Genomic DNA, 14292 nt, shown 5'->3' with positions numbered 1-14292 from the left:
ATGAAGTGGACCCCCACCGAGGTGGACGGCTGCTGGATCATCGACATCGCGCCCTTCACCGATGACCGTGGCTTCTTCGCCCGTACCTTCGACGCCAAGGAGTTCGCCGAGCACGGCCTGCCCACGCAGTTCGTCCAGGCGAACATGTCGACCAACCACGCCAAGGGCACCATGCGCGGCATGCACCGCCAGATCGCCCCCTCCGCCGAGGGAAAGCTGGTCACCTGCCACAAGGGCACCATCGTCGACTGCTGCCTCGACCTGCGCGAGGACTCCCCCACCTACGGCAGCCATGCCATGGTGGAGCTGTCCGAGGAGAACCACCGGGCGCTGTGGATCCCGGCCAACTGCGGACACGGCTACCTGACGATGAGCGACGACACCCTGGTCACCTACCAGGTCTCCGACTGGTACGCGCCGGAACTGGAACGCGGTCAGCGCTGGGATGACCCGGCCTTCAACCTGCAGTGGCCCGGCGAGGTCACCGTCATCAGCGACAAGGACCGCACCTGGCCGGACTGGGACGGGAAGCCCTTCGCATGATCATCACCGACAACCTGCTGCTGCGCGCCCAGACGGCCCGCAAGCCCATCCGCGTGGGCGTCGTCGGCCCCGGCTTCATGGCCCGCGGCATGATGCACCACATCCACCACGACGTGCCCGGCATGGTGATCACCGCCGTCTTCGCCCGCTCTCGTGAGAAGGCACACGCCGCGCTGGACTTTGCCGGCTACGCCGCCGGGGACATCATCGACGCGGACAATGCCTCGGCCGTCTCCGACGCCGCGCGACGGGGAAAGGTGGCCGTCATCGACGACCACACGGCCCTGACCGGCTCCGACCAGGTCGACGTGGTGGTGGACGCCACCGGCTCGGTCTTCTTCGGCGCCGAACTGGCCCTGTCCGCGATCGAGAACGGCAAGCACCTGGTGCTGATGAATGCCGAGGTGGATGCCACCCTGGGCAGCATCCTCTGCCACAGGGCCGAGGCTGCCGGCGTCGTGTACACCGGCATGGACGGTGACCAGCCCGGCGTACAGATGAACCTGATCCGCTTCGTGCGCGGGCTGGGCCTGCGGCCCCTGGTGGCCGGCAACATCAAGGGGCTGCAGGACGAGTACCGCAACCCCACCACCCAGGAGGGCTTCGCCCGCAAGTGGGGCCAGGATCCCCACATGGTCACCTCCTTCGCCGACGGCACCAAGGTCAGCGTCGAGCAGGCCCTGGTGGCCAATGCGGCGGGCTTGTCCGTGCACCGACGCGGCTGCCTGGGACGCGACCACGAGGGCCACGTCGACGAACTGACCGGGATGTACGACCTCGACGAGCTGCAGGCCCTGGGCGGCGCCGTGGACTACGTCGTCAAGGCCAGGCCCGGGCCCGGCGTCTACGTGCTGGCAAGCCATGACGACCCCAAGCAGCAGCACTACCTGAACCTGTACAAGCTGGGCGAGGGACCGCTCTACCCCTTCTACACGCCCTACCACCTGTGCCACTTCGAGGTGCCCAACACCATCGCCCGCGCGATGCTGCTGGGTGATGCCTGCATCAAGCCGTTGCCCGATGGGCCGCGGGTCGAGGTGGTCCCGATGGCCAAGCGTGACCTGAAGGCGGGACAGGCGCTGGACGCCAAGGGCGGCTACGACTACTACGGCGTGTGTGAGAAGGCCTCGGTCCAGCGCACGGAGAACCTGCTTCCCCTCGGCCTGGCCGAGGGTTGTGTGCTGACCCGTGACATCGCCAAGGACGAGGTCATCTCCTACGGGGACGTGCAGGTGCCCGACGGCAGGCTGGCGGACCAGCTGCGGGCAGAGCAGGACGCCATGTTCCCGGTCGCCGGGGCATGAGCACCCCCATGAGCACCCCGGCCGTGTGGGAACACCTGGTGGTTGGCGGCGGCATCGTCGGGCTGGCCACTGCACTGACCCTGTTGGAGAAGCGTCCCGGATCGTCGGTCCTGGTGGTGGAGAAGGAGGCGACGGTTGCCGCCCACCAGACCGGGCACAACTCGGGCGTCATCCACGCGGGCGTGTACTACACACCGGGCTCCAAGAAGGCCCTGTTCTGCAAGCAGGGGGCCCAGTGGACGCGGGACTTCTGCGACGCGAACGACATCCCCTACCGCAACACCGGCAAGCTGATCGTCGCCACCTCCCCGGTGGAGGTGGAGCGGATGCACGCCCTGTTCGAGCGGGCGCAGCGCAACGAGCTGGACGTCGAGTTGATCGACGGCGACGAGCTGCGCCGACGAGAGCCGCACGTGGTGGGGCTGGGGGCCATCGTCGTCAAGCAGACCGGCATCGTGGACTACCGCCAGGTGTGCCAGAAGATGGCCGAGAAGATCGCTGGACTGGGTGGGCAGGTGCGGCTGGCCACTCCCGTCGTGGGCATCCACGAGTCCCTCAGCGAGGTCTCGGTGGACCTGGCCGGACCCGACGGCCAGCAGGCCGAGCGTGTCTACGCCCGTCAGCTCGTGGTGTGCGGTGGTATCCAGGCGGACCGGTTGGCGCGGATGGCGGGGCTGGAGCCGGACTTCCAGATGGTGCCCTTCCGCGGCGAGTACTACCAGTTGGCCGCGCAGCACCATCACATCGTCGATGCCCTGATCTACCCGGTGCCGGACCCGGACCTGCCCTTCCTCGGTGTCCACCTGACACCGATGATGGACGGCAGCGTCACGGTGGGCCCGAATGCGGTGATGGGATTCGCCCGAGAGGGCTATCCCAAGCTGTCGGTCAGTCCGGGCGATGTTGCAGACTTCGTCCGCTTCCCGGGCTTCTGGAAGCTCGCACGCACCATGCTGGGCACCGGATTGAAGGAGCAATGGGATTCGCTGGTCAAGCCCAGCTACCTCAAGCGTGTCCAGAAGTACTGCCCGTCGTTGACCACCGCGGACCTGGGCCCCTACCCGCCCGGCATCCGTGCCCAGGCGGTGCGTGCCGACGGGAGCATGGTGGAGGACTTCCACTTCCTGCAGACGCCACGGATGCTGCACGTCTGCAATGCGCCCTCACCAGCAGCCACCTCCGCCATGCCGATTGCCGACCACATCACCCAGCAGGTCTTGGACCGTCCCGGTGCCACCATGGAGGCATGAGCCTCCTCGACCATGACGTGCTGGTCATCGACCAGGTGACCAGCTTCCTGCGCAATGACTTCCAGATCTTCGACGCCCAGGGCCAGCCCGTGGGCCAGATCCTCACCCAGGGTTCCGGGCTGTCCCGTGCGATCATGGGCACCCGCCAGCTGACCGTGGCGGAGCCGGACGGCACGCAGGTGATGGTCGTCGACGACGTCCCGAACTTCGGCCGGGACACCTTTGACCTGCTGGGCCCGGACGGCAACCGCTTCGCGGAGGTGATCAAGCAGTTCACCCTGTTCAACAAGCACCTCACCGTCCAGACCGGTGGCCGTGATCGCCTTGGACCTGATTCGACGCAAGGAGCAGAGCAGCGCCTGGGCCGGCTCGAGCAGTTCCTGACCCGACACAGACGCAACGGCGCCGCACCCTGTTCGGGGTGCGGCGCCGTTGTCTCCCCTCGACAGGCTCGGGGATCGTGACTGAGCCTCGGGGATCGTGCCTCTTGGACCTCGGGACTCAGCAGCCGATCAGGCGCTGGGCGAGGTAGCCCTCCACCTGGTCGAGCGCGACGCGCTCCTGCTGCATCGTGTCGCGCTCACGGATGGTGACCGCATTGTCCTCGAGGGTGTCGAAGTCGACGGTGATGCAGTACGGGGTACCGATCTCGTCCTGACGGCGGTAACGCTTGCCGATCGCCTGGGCGTCGTCGAAGTCCACATTCCAGTTCTTGCGCAGCTGGGCGGCCAGGTCACGCGCCTTCGGCGACAGGGCCTCGTTGCGGCTCAGCGGCAGCACGGCGGCCTTGACCGGGGCCAGACGGTGGTCCAGCTTCAGCACGGTCCGCTTGTCCACGCCACCCTTGGTGTTGGGGGCCTCGTCCTCGGTGTAGGCCTCCACCATGAAGGCCATCAGCGAACGCGTCAGACCGGCGGCCGGCTCGATCACGTAGGGCACGTACTTCTCGCCCGCGGCCTGGTCGAAGTAGCTCAGGTCCACGCCCGAGTGCTCCGAGTGGGTCTTCAGGTCGAAGTCCGTGCGGTTCGCGATGCCCTCCAGCTCGCCCCAGTCGCTTCCGGCGAAGCCGAACTTGTACTCGATGTCGACGGTGCGCTTGGAGTAGTGGGAGAGCTTCTCCTGCGGGTGTTCGTAGTGACGCAGGTTGTCGCGGTCGATGCCCAGGCCGACGTACCAGTCGGTGCGCTGGTCAATCCAGTACTGGTGCCAGTCCTCGTCGGTGCCGGGCTTGACGAAGAACTCCATCTCCATCTGCTCGAACTCGCGGGTGCGGAAGATGAAGTTGCCGGGCGTGATCTCGTTGCGGAAGCTCTTGCCGATCTGGCCGATGCCGAAGGGCGGCTTGCGACGGCTGGACTGCACGACATTCTTGAAGTTCACGAAGATGCCCTGCGCGGTCTCGGGGCGCAGGTAGTGCAGGCCGGACTCGTCCTCCAGGACGCCCAGGTGGGTCTTTAGCATCATGTTGAAGTCGCGGGGCTCGGTCCACTGGCCCTTGTTGCCACAGTTGGGGCAGTTGACCTCGGTCTGGTTCTCCGGAAGCCGGCCGTGCTTGGCCTCGAAGTCCTCCTCGAGGTGGTCGGCGCGGAAACGCTTGTGGCAGGACAGGCACTCGGTCAGCGGATCGGTGAAGACACCGACGTGACCCGAGGCGACCCAGACCTGCTTGGGCAGGATGATGGAGCTGTCCAGGCCGGCGACGTCGTCGCGGCCGGTGACCATGTAGCGCCACCACTGCTTCTTGATGTTCTCCTTGAGCTCCACGCCCAGGGGTCCGTAGTCCCAGGCGGCGCGGGTGCCGCCGTAGATCTCGCCACAGGGGAAGACGAACCCCCGTCGCTTGCACAGGCTGATCACGTTGTCGAGTGTGCTGGGTGCCACTTCAATTTCTCCAAGTCCTCATTGGACCCGACGCCTGGAGGGTGCCGGGTTTCGCGCAGCACCGCACAGTGCGGGCGTTCACGCTGCGGCCACCCTATCGGGTCGGTGCGGCCTTCCCGCCCCTCGACGCGGGCCGGTCACAGACTGCGTGGAAGGTTCCAACCCACCTCGTCCGGATCCGCGTAGGCGCTGGGCTCGTCGACGACGCGGCTGAGCAGCGGGGTGAGTGCCATCTTGGCCTCGTAACCACCCAGTGCGTTGCGGTAGGCCCCGACGTTCTCCCAGCGGGTGACCAGGCTCCACAGCTCCTCGTCGTCGAGGTTGAGCACGAGGTCCAGCGACAGCAGGCCAGGGCGGCTGCGCAGGAGCTCGACAGCGACGTCCGCCTGCGCGCGGAATCCGTCGCGCTCGTGGACGGGGACCCGGAAGCGGTTGATCACGATCACGTCGGACAGCCTAGGAGGTGACGCCGGGGGGATGCGCCATCTCGACCAGGAGCAGGCTTCCCACCAGCGTGATCGCCCACACGGCTCCCCCGTCCATCGCCCCCGTCCATCGCCAGGGCCTCATTCGTCATCACCCCACTGCCGTCAAGCAACGCCGCAGCACCCAGAGCCTCCGCCCCCGTGACGAGCCACCGCGAGAGCTTGCCCTCGTCAGAGTCCAGCAGTACCCGTCGGCCGAGCACCACACACAGCGCCAGGAGGTAGAACCACATGCACGCCAGCATGGCGTTGCCTCCCATCACTGCCCTGTCGACCGGTGGTTCGAGTGTGGTCCGTTCGGCACCACACTGACGCTCGTGACGGCATCCTGGAGCGTCAGGGAGAAGAGGGGGCCAGTCCGGCCACGAGGGCCAGGGCGAGGCAGCGCACCGCGGATGTCATGCCGGAAATGTAGCGGTCCAGGGACTCCGGGGGACTTCCCTGCCCACCTGGGGCACGTCAATTGGCGAACTGTTCTCATCTAATGCGAGAATCATTCTCATGAACCACCTCGCTCGTGCAGCCACAGCCCTCGTCGCCTCCGGAATCCTGCTCGCCACCACGGCCTGCGGCACCTCCTCGACGGACGCTGGAACAGGCGCAGAAGGCGACCGGCTGAAGGTGGTCACCGCCTTCTACCCGCTGCAGTACGTCGCCGAGCAGGTGGCCGGGGACCGGGCAGATGTCACCACCCTCACGGCCCCGGGTTCCGAACCGCACGACCTGGAGCTCACCGCCAAGCAGGTGGCATCGCTGTCCGGCGCCGACGTCGTGGTCTACCAGAAGGGCTTCCAGGCCTCGGTGGACAAGGCCGTCGAGCAGGCCCAGCCCAAGAACGTGGTCGACGTGAGCACCGTCGTCCCGCTGGCTGCCAGCAGCGAGGCCGGCGAGCACGAACATGAGCATGAGGGCGAGAGCGCCGAGGAGCACGCCGAACACGACCACGGGGGCACCGATCCGCACGTCTGGTTGGACCCCCAGAACATGGTCAAGATCTCCCAGGCCGTCAGCAGCAGGCTCGGCGAGGTGGATGCCGAGCACGCCGCCATCTTCAAGACCCGGAGCGAGGACCTCACCGCCCAGCTGACCCAGCTGGACAAGTCCTTCGAGGACGGCCTGAAGACCTGTCAGCGCAAGGAGTTCATCACCTCCCACGCCGCCTTCGGCTACCTGGCCAAGGCCTACGGACTGACCCAGATCGGCATCTCGGGCCTCGCCGCCGAGTCCGACCCTTCCCCGGCCCGGATCGCCGAGGTGCAGAAGCTCGCCAAGGAGCACGGCGTGACCACCATCTTCTACGAGACCCTGGTCTCCCCCGCCCACGCCAAGGCCATCGCCGGTGACCTCAAGCTGAAGACCGACGTGCTGGACCCACTGGAGGGCATCACCGAGCAGTCCAAGGGCAAGGACTACATTTCCGTACAGCGCGCCAACCTGGCCGCGCTCCAGACCGCGAACGGATGCAAGTGAACCAACCCCCATCCACCGCCGTGCCCCTGATCGAGGGGCGCGAGCTCGTCGTCGCCCTGCAGGGCCACGAGATCCTGCACGGCGTCAACGCCCGTGTGATGCCCGGCGAGACCATCGCCCTGCTGGGCGGCAATGGCTCCGGCAAGACAACACTGGTGCGCACCCTGCTCGGGCTGGCCCCCGTCTCCTCCGGCGAACGACGACTGTTCGGCACCCCGCTGCGCGGCTTCCACCAGTGGCACCGAGTGGGGTACGTGCCGCAGCGCGGCAGCCTGCAACTGGCCAATGCCACCGTCGGTGAAGTCGTCGCCACCGGCCGGCTGGGCCACCGCAAGCCCTTCATTCCGCAGCGACGAGCCGACCGCGAGGCCATCGACCAGGCCATGGCCAGGGTGAAGCTGACCGAGCTGCGCAAGGCACCCTTCCTGCGCCTGTCCGGCGGCCAGCAGCAGCGCGCCCTGATTGCACGCGCCCTGTGCACCGAACCCGAACTGCTGGTCCTCGACGAACCACTGGCCGGGCTCGACATGACCACCCAGCGCTCCCTGGCACGCGTGCTGCGCGAACTCAAGGAAGAAGGGCTCGGCATTCTGGTGGTGCTGCACGACCTGGGGCCGATGGAAGACCTGATCGACCGCTCCATCGTGTTGCAGACCGGCCGCGTCATCCACGACGGGCCACTGCGCGCCGGCGTCGGCATGGCCGACAACCACCACGTCACCGCCCCCATGCCGGAGGCACCCCTGCCCGCGCCACACCTGCTCGCCGAGCGCCGACCCGTCCGGGAGAACCGATGATCGAGATGCTCAGTCTCCCGATGATGCAACGCGCCCTGATGGCCGCCTTCCTGTCCGGGCTGATGGCGCCGGCCATCGGCACCTACATCGTCCAGCGCCGCCTCAGCCTGTTGGGCGACGGCCTGGGCCACGTCGCCGTCGCGGGCGTCGGACTCAGCTTCCTGACCGGCACCGCTCCCCTGCCCCTGGCCATCACCGTCTGCGTGCTGGGCGCGGTCGCCGTCGAGCTGCTGCGCCAACAGGGCCGGGCCACCGGTGACGTCGGGCTGGCCGTGCTCTTCTACGGTGGTCTGGCCTCCGGCGTGATGATGGCCGGCCTGGGTGGCCAGGGCACCGGCGCGCTCTCGCAATTCCTGTTCGGCTCCCTCACCACGGTGAGCAGCATGGACGTGCAGGTGGTGGCCGTGCTCGCCCTCCTGGTGGTGCTCTTCTGCGTCGGGCTGTGGCCCAGGCTCTTCGCGGTCAGCGCCGACGAGGACTTCTCCCGAGTGCTCGGCCTGCGGGTGCGCCGGCTCAACCTGCTGGTGGTGGTGCTGGCCGCGGTGACAGTGACCATGAGCATGCGCACCGTCGGTCTGCTGCTGGTCAGCGCGATGATGGTGATCCCCGTGGCCACCGCGCAGAACCTGTTCATCAGCTTCCGCGCCTGCCTCTTCGGTGCCATGGCCTTCGGCGCGACGGTCGCCTTCGGCGGCACGGTGGGCTCCTACTACTGGAACACCGCCTCGGGCGCCACGATCGTCGTCTGCGCCATCGCCGTCTTCCTGCTCACCTGGCCGCTGACGGCCCTGCGCCACCGGCGGCTGGCGGTCCTGGAACGTCAGGAGCAGGAGCAGCACGAGGAACAGGACCACGTCATCTGTGAGGAACCACCGCACAGCCACGACGGCTACCACGTCGCCATCCAGCACGGTGACCACGTCGACTACCTGCACGACGGACACCGCCACGCACCCCACGGAGACCACTTCGATGAGCACTGAGACCACGTCATCCAAGGGCCGCCCCGCCCAGCGGGTCACCCGCCAGCGCCTGGCAATCCGGGCGCTGCTCACCGACATCGACGGCTTCCGCAGCGCCCAGCAGCTCCACGAGGAGCTCCGCGAGGCGGGCGACTCCGTCGGGCTGGCCACCGTCTATCGCACCCTGCAGGCGATGGCCGAGTCAGGCGAAGTGGACGGCATCCGCACCGACGACGGCGAGATGGTCTACCGGCAGTGCTCGCAGGGGCACCACCACCACCTGGTCTGCCGCGAGTGTGGCAGGACGGTCGAGATCAGCGCCAAGCTCGTCGAGCAGTGGGCCCAGACCGTCGCCACCGAGCACGGCTTCCGTGACGCGGGTCACGAGATCGAGTTGTTCGGCCTCTGCTCGGACTGCTGAGGCTGTCCGCCCCGACGATCCACATAGGGCATGGAGCGCAATCCGCGCTCCAGGTGCCACTGAACGAAGGCCTGCACCAGGCCGCTGCCCTCCCGATGGCGGGGGCTGTCCACGTCGCGCGTCTGTTCCCAGTCCCCGGTGAGCAGGGCCTGGAGGTAGCCGATGGTCTCGGGCCGCGGCCGGGCCGAGCCGGGCGGGCGGCAGCCGACGCAGACCATGCCGCCGGCCGCAGGGTTGAAGAACTCGTGGGGCCCCTCGAGACCGCACCGGGCACACGAATCCAGCGCCGGGGCGTAACCGGCCACAGCCAGGGCGCGCAGCAGATAGGAGTCCAGCACCATCGTCGCCGGGCGTGGGCCGTCGGTGGTCCCCTCACCCAGCACCCGCAGTGCACCGACCAGCAGCCGGTACTGCTGCAGGGAGGGTTCGCGTTCCTCCGCCACCAGCCGGTCCGCCGTCTCCAGCATCACCTGGCCGCAGCAGAAGGCGTCGTAGTCACCCAGCAGGGGCTCCCCGAAGGCGTGCAGGCTCTCCGCCTGCGCCACGATGTCCAGGGCTCGCCCGGTGGCGAACTGGATGTCGACGTGGCTGAAGGGTTCCAGCCTGCCGCCGAACTTCGACGAGGTGCGGCGAACTCCCCTGGCCACCGCGCGGACCTTGCCGTTCTGCCGGGAGAGCATCGTGATGATCCGGTCTGCCTCACCCAACTTGTGGGTCCGCAGCACGACGGCTTCATCACGATAGGTGGGCATTCCGCAATCCTACCTAGCCGGACAATGTGTGAATTCGTTGCTCCCCCAGGGACACGAACTCACACACTGTTCCACCGCGGTCACGCCGAGGGCGAACCACACCGGCCACGGCCCACGAATCCGGGCGAGGATCGTGGCATGAGCATGAAGAAGACCGCGCCGGAGCCGCCGCCGCAGTGGCCGCCCTAGCCGCACAGGACCTTGCCCAGACCAAGCACGCCCTGCGTCGCAACTTCCCCATCATCGCCCGCGCCCGCTACGGACTGGAGGCCATCGGCCCGGAGCTGCGGCAGTACATCGTGACCGGCAACGACGAGGAGCGCCCCTTCAGCCGTGACCAGCGTCGCTCGGTCTATGCCTCCAGCAAGGGCGAGAACAACTACTTCGGCTTCGGTACCGACAATGACGTGGAGAACACCAGCTACCCGGTGGTCAAGCACAGCACCGCGCCGCACCGCTGGTCTTCTCCGACAGCGTCGCCTACCCCTTCCGCGTCGCCTTCACCGAGGTCTACAAGATCTCGCCGCCAAGGACCTGACCGACCGGGTGGTGTGGATCGACTCGGGGAAGCTGGGTCTGCCGGACAATGCCATCGTTGCCTTCGCCCTGGACGCGGACATGGCGCACGTCGCCCGGGAGACGATGCTGGCGATCGGCGCCCAGCAGCAAGGCCGAACGGCTGGCCCGCTATGTCCAGACCCTGCGACGGGACCTGCTCAAGGTCTCCGAGGCCGCCAGCGTCGACCATCCAGGGCTGCTCGGCCCGGGCGACGTCGACATCATGCCCGGCACCCAGGGGCATGAGGGACTGGCCCAGATCTACGGCTACCGCGAGGGCTGGGGCGTACCCGGAGCGCAAGTCGTCGCCGAGATCACCGAGCTGATGCGGGCCCAGCCGGAACAGCCCGGCACCCACGAGGTGGTCCAGCGCGAACCGATGCAGAACTCGGCGCAGGAGGACGCCGCCGCCGAGTGACCGCTAGGCTCGACGGGTGGCTACCTCATCCAAGTTCCCCGTGAAGAAGGCCCCCTCGGCCCACCCGTCGGGTGCGACGCCTCCGGTGATCGACAAGAAGCTGCTCCCGCAGCACGTCGCCATCGTGATGGACGGCAACGGGCGTTGGGCCAAGCAGCGCGGGCTCAAGCGCACCGACGGCCACAACCGCGGCGAGGCCAGCCTCTTCGACGTGATCGAGGGCGCGATCGAGATGGGAATCCCCTATCTGAGCGCCTATGCCTTCAGCACGGAGAACTGGAAGCGTTCCCCCGACGAGGTGCGCTGGTTGATGAACTTCAACCGCGACGTGATCCACCGTCGTCGCGACGAGTTCGACGCGCTTGGGGTGCGGGTGCGCTGGGCCGGCCGGGTGCCCCGGCTGTGGAAGAGCGTCATCAAGGAACTCAAGGCCGCCGAGGAGCAGAGCAAGGACAACTCGACGCTCACGCTGCAGTTCTGCTGCAACTACGGCGGCCGCGCGGAGATCGCCGACGGCGTCCGGGAGATCGCGCGCCTGGCGAAGGAGGGCAAGATCGACCCGGACCGGATCACCGAGAAGACCATCGCGCAGCACATGTACTGCCCGGAGATCCCCGAGGTGGACCTGTTCGTCCGCTCGTCGGGTGAGCAGCGCACCAGCAACTTCCTGCTGTGGCAGTCCGCCTACGCGGAGATGGTCTTCCTGAACCAGCTGTGGCCGGACTTCGACCGGCGCGACCTGTGGCAGGCCGTCGAACTGTACGTGAACCGGGACCGGCGCTTCGGTGGTGCGATCCCGAATGAGGTCACCGCGTCGCAGGGCTGAGGCCCCTCGACAAGCTCGGGGACTGTGGGGCGGTCTGTCCGCCCCACGCCGGCCGAGCCTGTCGAGGCCCTGTCTCACATCCGGTTGACTGCGCTCACGACGCCCTGCAGCGAGGCGGTCATGATGTCGGGGTCGATGCCCACACCCCACACGATGTGGGCGTCGTCGTCGCGGCCCACCTCGCACTCGACATAGGCCGCCGCCTTCGCGTCACCACCGGAGGTCAGCGCGTGCTCGGTGTAGTCCAGCACCCGCAGCTCGATGCCCAGGTTGCCCAGCGCGTCGACGAAGGCCGAGACGGGGCCATTTCCCTCGCCGGTGATCGTCTGCTGCTCGCCCCGCCAGGTGACCTCGGCGGTGATGGTGTGGGTGCCACCCTTGCTGGCGGTCGAGGTCTCCCCCAGCCGCAGCGGCTCGGTGCGCTCCAGGTACTCGGCGGAGAAGATCTCCCACAGCTGCGCGGAGTTCACCTCGCCTCCCTCGGTGTCGGCGTGCTGCTGCACGACGCGGCTGAACTCCATCTGCAGGCGGCGCGGCATCTCCAGCTTGTGGTCTGTCTTCATCAGGTAGGCCATGCCGCCCTTGCCGGACTGGCTGTTGACGCGGATGACCGCCTCATAGGAACGGCCCACGTCGTGCGGGTCGATCGGCAGGTAGGGAGCCTCCCACGGAATCTCGTGGATGGTCGTGCCCTGCTCGGCCGCGGTCCGCTCCAGCACCTCCAGCCCCTTCTTGATGGCGTCCTGGTGGCTACCGGAGAAGGCGGTGTAGACCAGGTCTCCGGCGTAGGGGTGACGCGGGTGCACGGGCAGTCCGGTGCAGTACTCCACGGTGCGGCGGACCTCGTCGATGTTGCCGAAGTCGATCTTCGGGTCGATGCCCTGGCTGAACAGGTTCAGGCCCAGCGTCACCAGGTCCACATTGCCGGTGCGCTCGCCGTGCCCGAACAGGCAGCCCTCGACTCGGTCGGCGCCGGCCATCATGCCCAGTTCGGTGGCCGCGACGGCGGTGCCGCGGTCATTGTGCGGGTGCAGGCTGATGGCCACATTCGCGCGGTTGCGGATGTGGCGGCCGAAGTACTCGATCTGGTCGGCATAGGTGTTGGGGGTGCTCATCTCCACCGTCGCCGGCAGGTTGAAGATGATCTCCCGGCCCTCGCCGGGCTGCCACACGTCGGCCACCGCATTGCACACCTCGACGGCGAAGTCGGTGGGCGTCTGGGTGAAGATCTCGGGGCTGTACTGGTACCCGAACTGCACATCGCCCAGGTTCGCCTCGGCATGCTTCATCACCATCTCGGTGCCTCTGGTGGCCAGCGCGATGCACTCCGCCTCGCTCACCTTGAAGACCACGCGACGGAAGAGTTCGGCGGTGGCGTTGTACATGTGGATGTTGGCCCGCTTGGCGCCCACCAGGCTCTGCGCGGTGCGTTCGATCAGGTCCTCACGGGCCTGGGTCAGGACGGAGATCTGCACGTCGTCCGGAATCGCGTCATCGGTGATCAGGCTGCGGACGAAGTCGAAGTCCGTCTGGGAGGCCGACGGGAAACCGACCTCGATCTCCTTGTAACCCATCTTCACCAGCAGGTCGAACATCTTGCGCTTGCGGGCGGGGGTCATAGGGTCGATCAGGGCCTGGTTGCCGTCGCGCAGGTCCGTGGACAGCCAGCGGGGTGCCTGGGTGATCTTCTTCGTCGGCCAGGTGCGGTCCGGCACGTCGACGGGCTGGAAGGCCGTGTAGCGGCCGAAGGGCATCGGGCTGGGCTGCTGGACCGGGACTGTCTGCTGGGGGCGGGTCCCGAAGGGGGTCTGGGTGTTCATGCGAGTGCTCCTCGAATTCTTGCGGGGTGATTGCCAGGCGCGACGACGCTCCGCAGCGAGGATGCCGTGGCCGGTGGTTTACCGGGCCTCGCTGCGGCACACAAGGAGCAGTCGGGCCTGCGGGCGCAGGGTGTGCCTCGGGAACGCCATGCGCGTCACTCTAGCCAGCTTGTTGTCGACATGTGGGATCTCTGTCCGGATGCCGGAACGGTCAGCCCTTGAGAAAGTTGCGAACGCGAAGGGAGACCAGTTCGTCCAGCCCGGCGAAGACCTCGTCCAGGTCCTCCACCACGCGCGACCCCGCACCATTCCAGTCACTGGCGATCACTTCTTCACCCACCACACGGTGCCGGTTCGTCAGCTTGCCATCGACGTAGAGGCCCACCTCGTCGGCCTCGTGCACCAATCGCGCCGCCCGCATGGTGCCCGTGGACTCTTCCAGGATGGTGAAGGACACCTCGGACTCGCCGCTGTGCAGCAGGTCCCGGACCAGCAGGAACTCGGCATGGCTCGGCACCGTATCCGCCGGGTCGCCCGGTTCGTGGTCCCGCTCGACGAAGCTCTGCTCGTCGTGGATCACGTAGTGCCGCCAGTGACGAGGGTCCTCGTCGTCGAACTCGATGCGGCACTCCACGTGGTGCAGCCCGTGGGGCTCGCTGAAGCACACCAGGGTGGACAGGCTGGTCGGGTGGATCCGCCGCACCAGCGCCCCCGTCTTGATCCCGCCGGCATTGTGGAAGGTCTCGGTCACGACGTCGTGGCTCATGCGGGGAGACTGCCACAGCCCCCGCGGAAGACGCGAGGG

Annotated in this window: 15 protein-coding genes; 10 read left to right on the top strand and 5 right to left on the bottom strand. The window is 67.6% G+C overall.

The genetic code is table 11. From position 1 onward, the window contains the following. From rfbC to EDD41_RS01515, 4 genes are read left to right on the top strand one after another with little or no spacing between them, the layout of a single operon-like run. Positions 1-543 carry a dTDP-4-dehydrorhamnose 3,5-epimerase gene (gene rfbC / locus EDD41_RS01530; protein WP_123574729.1) on the top strand — a complete coding sequence of 181 codons (543 nt, stop codon included), beginning with the start codon at positions 1-3 and terminating at the stop codon, positions 541-543. Continuing rightward, complete coding sequence (locus EDD41_RS01525) at positions 540-1847, top strand: NAD(P)H-dependent oxidoreductase (protein ID WP_123574728.1); 1308 nt, start codon at positions 540-542, stop codon at positions 1845-1847. The genes rfbC and EDD41_RS01525 overlap by 4 nt, the downstream gene beginning before the upstream one ends. Before the next feature lie 8 nt (positions 1848-1855). Next, complete coding sequence (lhgO, locus tag EDD41_RS01520) at positions 1856-3097, top strand: L-2-hydroxyglutarate oxidase (RefSeq protein ID WP_123576780.1); 1242 nt, start codon at positions 1856-1858, stop codon at positions 3095-3097. Then, the gene (locus tag EDD41_RS01515) at positions 3094-3561 is read left to right on the top strand and encodes an LURP-one-related/scramblase family protein (protein WP_123574727.1); all 468 of its coding nucleotides are present in this window, start codon (positions 3094-3096) and stop codon (positions 3559-3561) included. The genes lhgO and EDD41_RS01515 overlap by 4 nt, the downstream gene beginning before the upstream one ends. A gap of 37 nt (positions 3562-3598) precedes the next feature. Here the strand turns inward: EDD41_RS01515 and EDD41_RS01510 are convergent, their stop codons facing one another. Further along, positions 3599-4978, bottom strand: a complete 1380-nt coding sequence (locus tag EDD41_RS01510) for a glycine--tRNA ligase (protein WP_342769253.1) — start codon at positions 4976-4978, stop codon at positions 3599-3601. Between the two features lie 137 nt (positions 4979-5115). Further along, positions 5116-5424, bottom strand: a complete 309-nt coding sequence (locus EDD41_RS01505; RefSeq protein WP_123574726.1) for an antibiotic biosynthesis monooxygenase family protein — start codon at positions 5422-5424, stop codon at positions 5116-5118. 540 nt (positions 5425-5964) lie between these two features. Between EDD41_RS01505 and EDD41_RS01500 the strand changes: the two genes are divergently transcribed. Genes EDD41_RS01500 through EDD41_RS01485 form a run of 4 tightly spaced genes read left to right on the top strand, consistent with a single transcriptional unit; the run spans position 5965 to position 9113 of the window. Then, on the top strand, positions 5965-6933 hold the full coding sequence (locus tag EDD41_RS01500) for a metal ABC transporter substrate-binding protein (RefSeq protein ID WP_123574725.1): 969 nt from the start codon (positions 5965-5967) through the stop codon (positions 6931-6933). Further along, positions 6930-7730, top strand: a complete 801-nt coding sequence (locus tag EDD41_RS01495; RefSeq protein WP_245995492.1) for a metal ABC transporter ATP-binding protein — start codon at positions 6930-6932, stop codon at positions 7728-7730. Before EDD41_RS01500 ends, EDD41_RS01495 begins: the two co-directional genes overlap by 4 nt. Next, positions 7727-8713: a metal ABC transporter permease gene (locus EDD41_RS01490; RefSeq protein ID WP_342769252.1), complete on the top strand. Its 987-nt coding sequence runs from the start codon at positions 7727-7729 to the stop codon at positions 8711-8713. Before EDD41_RS01495 ends, EDD41_RS01490 begins: the two co-directional genes overlap by 4 nt. After that, positions 8703-9113 carry a Fur family transcriptional regulator gene (locus EDD41_RS01485; RefSeq protein ID WP_094765376.1) on the top strand — a complete coding sequence of 137 codons (411 nt, stop codon included), beginning with the start codon at positions 8703-8705 and terminating at the stop codon, positions 9111-9113. The genes EDD41_RS01490 and EDD41_RS01485 overlap by 11 nt, the downstream gene beginning before the upstream one ends. Here the strand turns inward: EDD41_RS01485 and recO are convergent. After that, positions 9074-9865, bottom strand: a complete 792-nt coding sequence (gene recO, locus EDD41_RS01480) for a DNA repair protein RecO (protein WP_123574723.1) — start codon at positions 9863-9865, stop codon at positions 9074-9076. The genes EDD41_RS01485 and recO overlap by 40 nt on opposite strands. Positions 9866-10460: 595 nt before the next feature. Here recO and EDD41_RS17055 point away from each other — a divergent pair. After that, positions 10461-10841, top strand: a complete 381-nt coding sequence (locus tag EDD41_RS17055) for a hypothetical protein (protein ID WP_211336548.1) — start codon at positions 10461-10463, stop codon at positions 10839-10841. A 127-nt stretch (positions 10842-10968) separates the two neighbouring features. After that, positions 10969-11667, top strand: a complete 699-nt coding sequence (locus EDD41_RS01470) for an isoprenyl transferase (protein ID WP_245995706.1) — start codon at positions 10969-10971, stop codon at positions 11665-11667. A 74-nt stretch (positions 11668-11741) separates the two neighbouring features. Here EDD41_RS01470 and leuA read toward each other — a convergent pair whose 3' ends face one another. Next, the gene (gene leuA, locus EDD41_RS01465; protein ID WP_094765379.1) at positions 11742-13487 is read right to left on the bottom strand and encodes a 2-isopropylmalate synthase; all 1746 of its coding nucleotides are present in this window, start codon (positions 13485-13487) and stop codon (positions 11742-11744) included. A gap of 211 nt (positions 13488-13698) precedes the next feature. Continuing rightward, positions 13699-14253, bottom strand: a complete 555-nt coding sequence (locus EDD41_RS01460; RefSeq protein ID WP_123574722.1) for a hypothetical protein — start codon at positions 14251-14253, stop codon at positions 13699-13701. Between the last annotated feature and the right edge of the window lie 39 nt (positions 14254-14292).

The organism is Luteococcus japonicus (genome assembly GCF_003752415.1).
Lineage (GTDB): Bacteria > Actinomycetota > Actinomycetes > Propionibacteriales > Propionibacteriaceae > Luteococcus > Luteococcus japonicus.
This window is presented reverse-complemented; position numbering and strand designations above follow the sequence as displayed.

What these genes read in the sequence shown, in the direction of transcription:
- rfbC (WP_123574729.1), top strand. Translation starts at nt 1, where the DNA reads ATGAAGTGGACCCCCACCGAGGTGGACGGCTGCTGGATCATCGACATC.
- EDD41_RS01525 (WP_123574728.1), top strand. Translation starts at nt 540, where the DNA reads ATGATCATCACCGACAACCTGCTGCTGCGCGCCCAGACGGCCCGCAAG.
- lhgO (WP_123576780.1), top strand. Translation starts at nt 1,856, where the DNA reads ATGAGCACCCCGGCCGTGTGGGAACACCTGGTGGTTGGCGGCGGCATC.
- EDD41_RS01515 (WP_123574727.1), top strand. Translation starts at nt 3,094, where the DNA reads ATGAGCCTCCTCGACCATGACGTGCTGGTCATCGACCAGGTGACCAGC.
- EDD41_RS01500 (WP_123574725.1), top strand. Translation starts at nt 5,965, where the DNA reads ATGAACCACCTCGCTCGTGCAGCCACAGCCCTCGTCGCCTCCGGAATC.
- EDD41_RS01490 (WP_342769252.1), top strand. Translation starts at nt 7,727, where the DNA reads ATGATCGAGATGCTCAGTCTCCCGATGATGCAACGCGCCCTGATGGCC.
- EDD41_RS01485 (WP_094765376.1), top strand. Translation starts at nt 8,703, where the DNA reads ATGAGCACTGAGACCACGTCATCCAAGGGCCGCCCCGCCCAGCGGGTC.
- recO (WP_123574723.1), bottom strand. Translation starts at nt 9,865, where the DNA reads ATGCCCACCTATCGTGATGAAGCCGTCGTGCTGCGGACCCACAAGTTG.
- EDD41_RS01470 (WP_245995706.1), top strand. Translation starts at nt 10,969, where the DNA reads ATGGACGGCAACGGGCGTTGGGCCAAGCAGCGCGGGCTCAAGCGCACC.
- leuA (WP_094765379.1), bottom strand. Translation starts at nt 13,487, where the DNA reads ATGAACACCCAGACCCCCTTCGGGACCCGCCCCCAGCAGACAGTCCCG.
- EDD41_RS01460 (WP_123574722.1), bottom strand. Translation starts at nt 14,253, where the DNA reads ATGAGCCACGACGTCGTGACCGAGACCTTCCACAATGCCGGCGGGATC.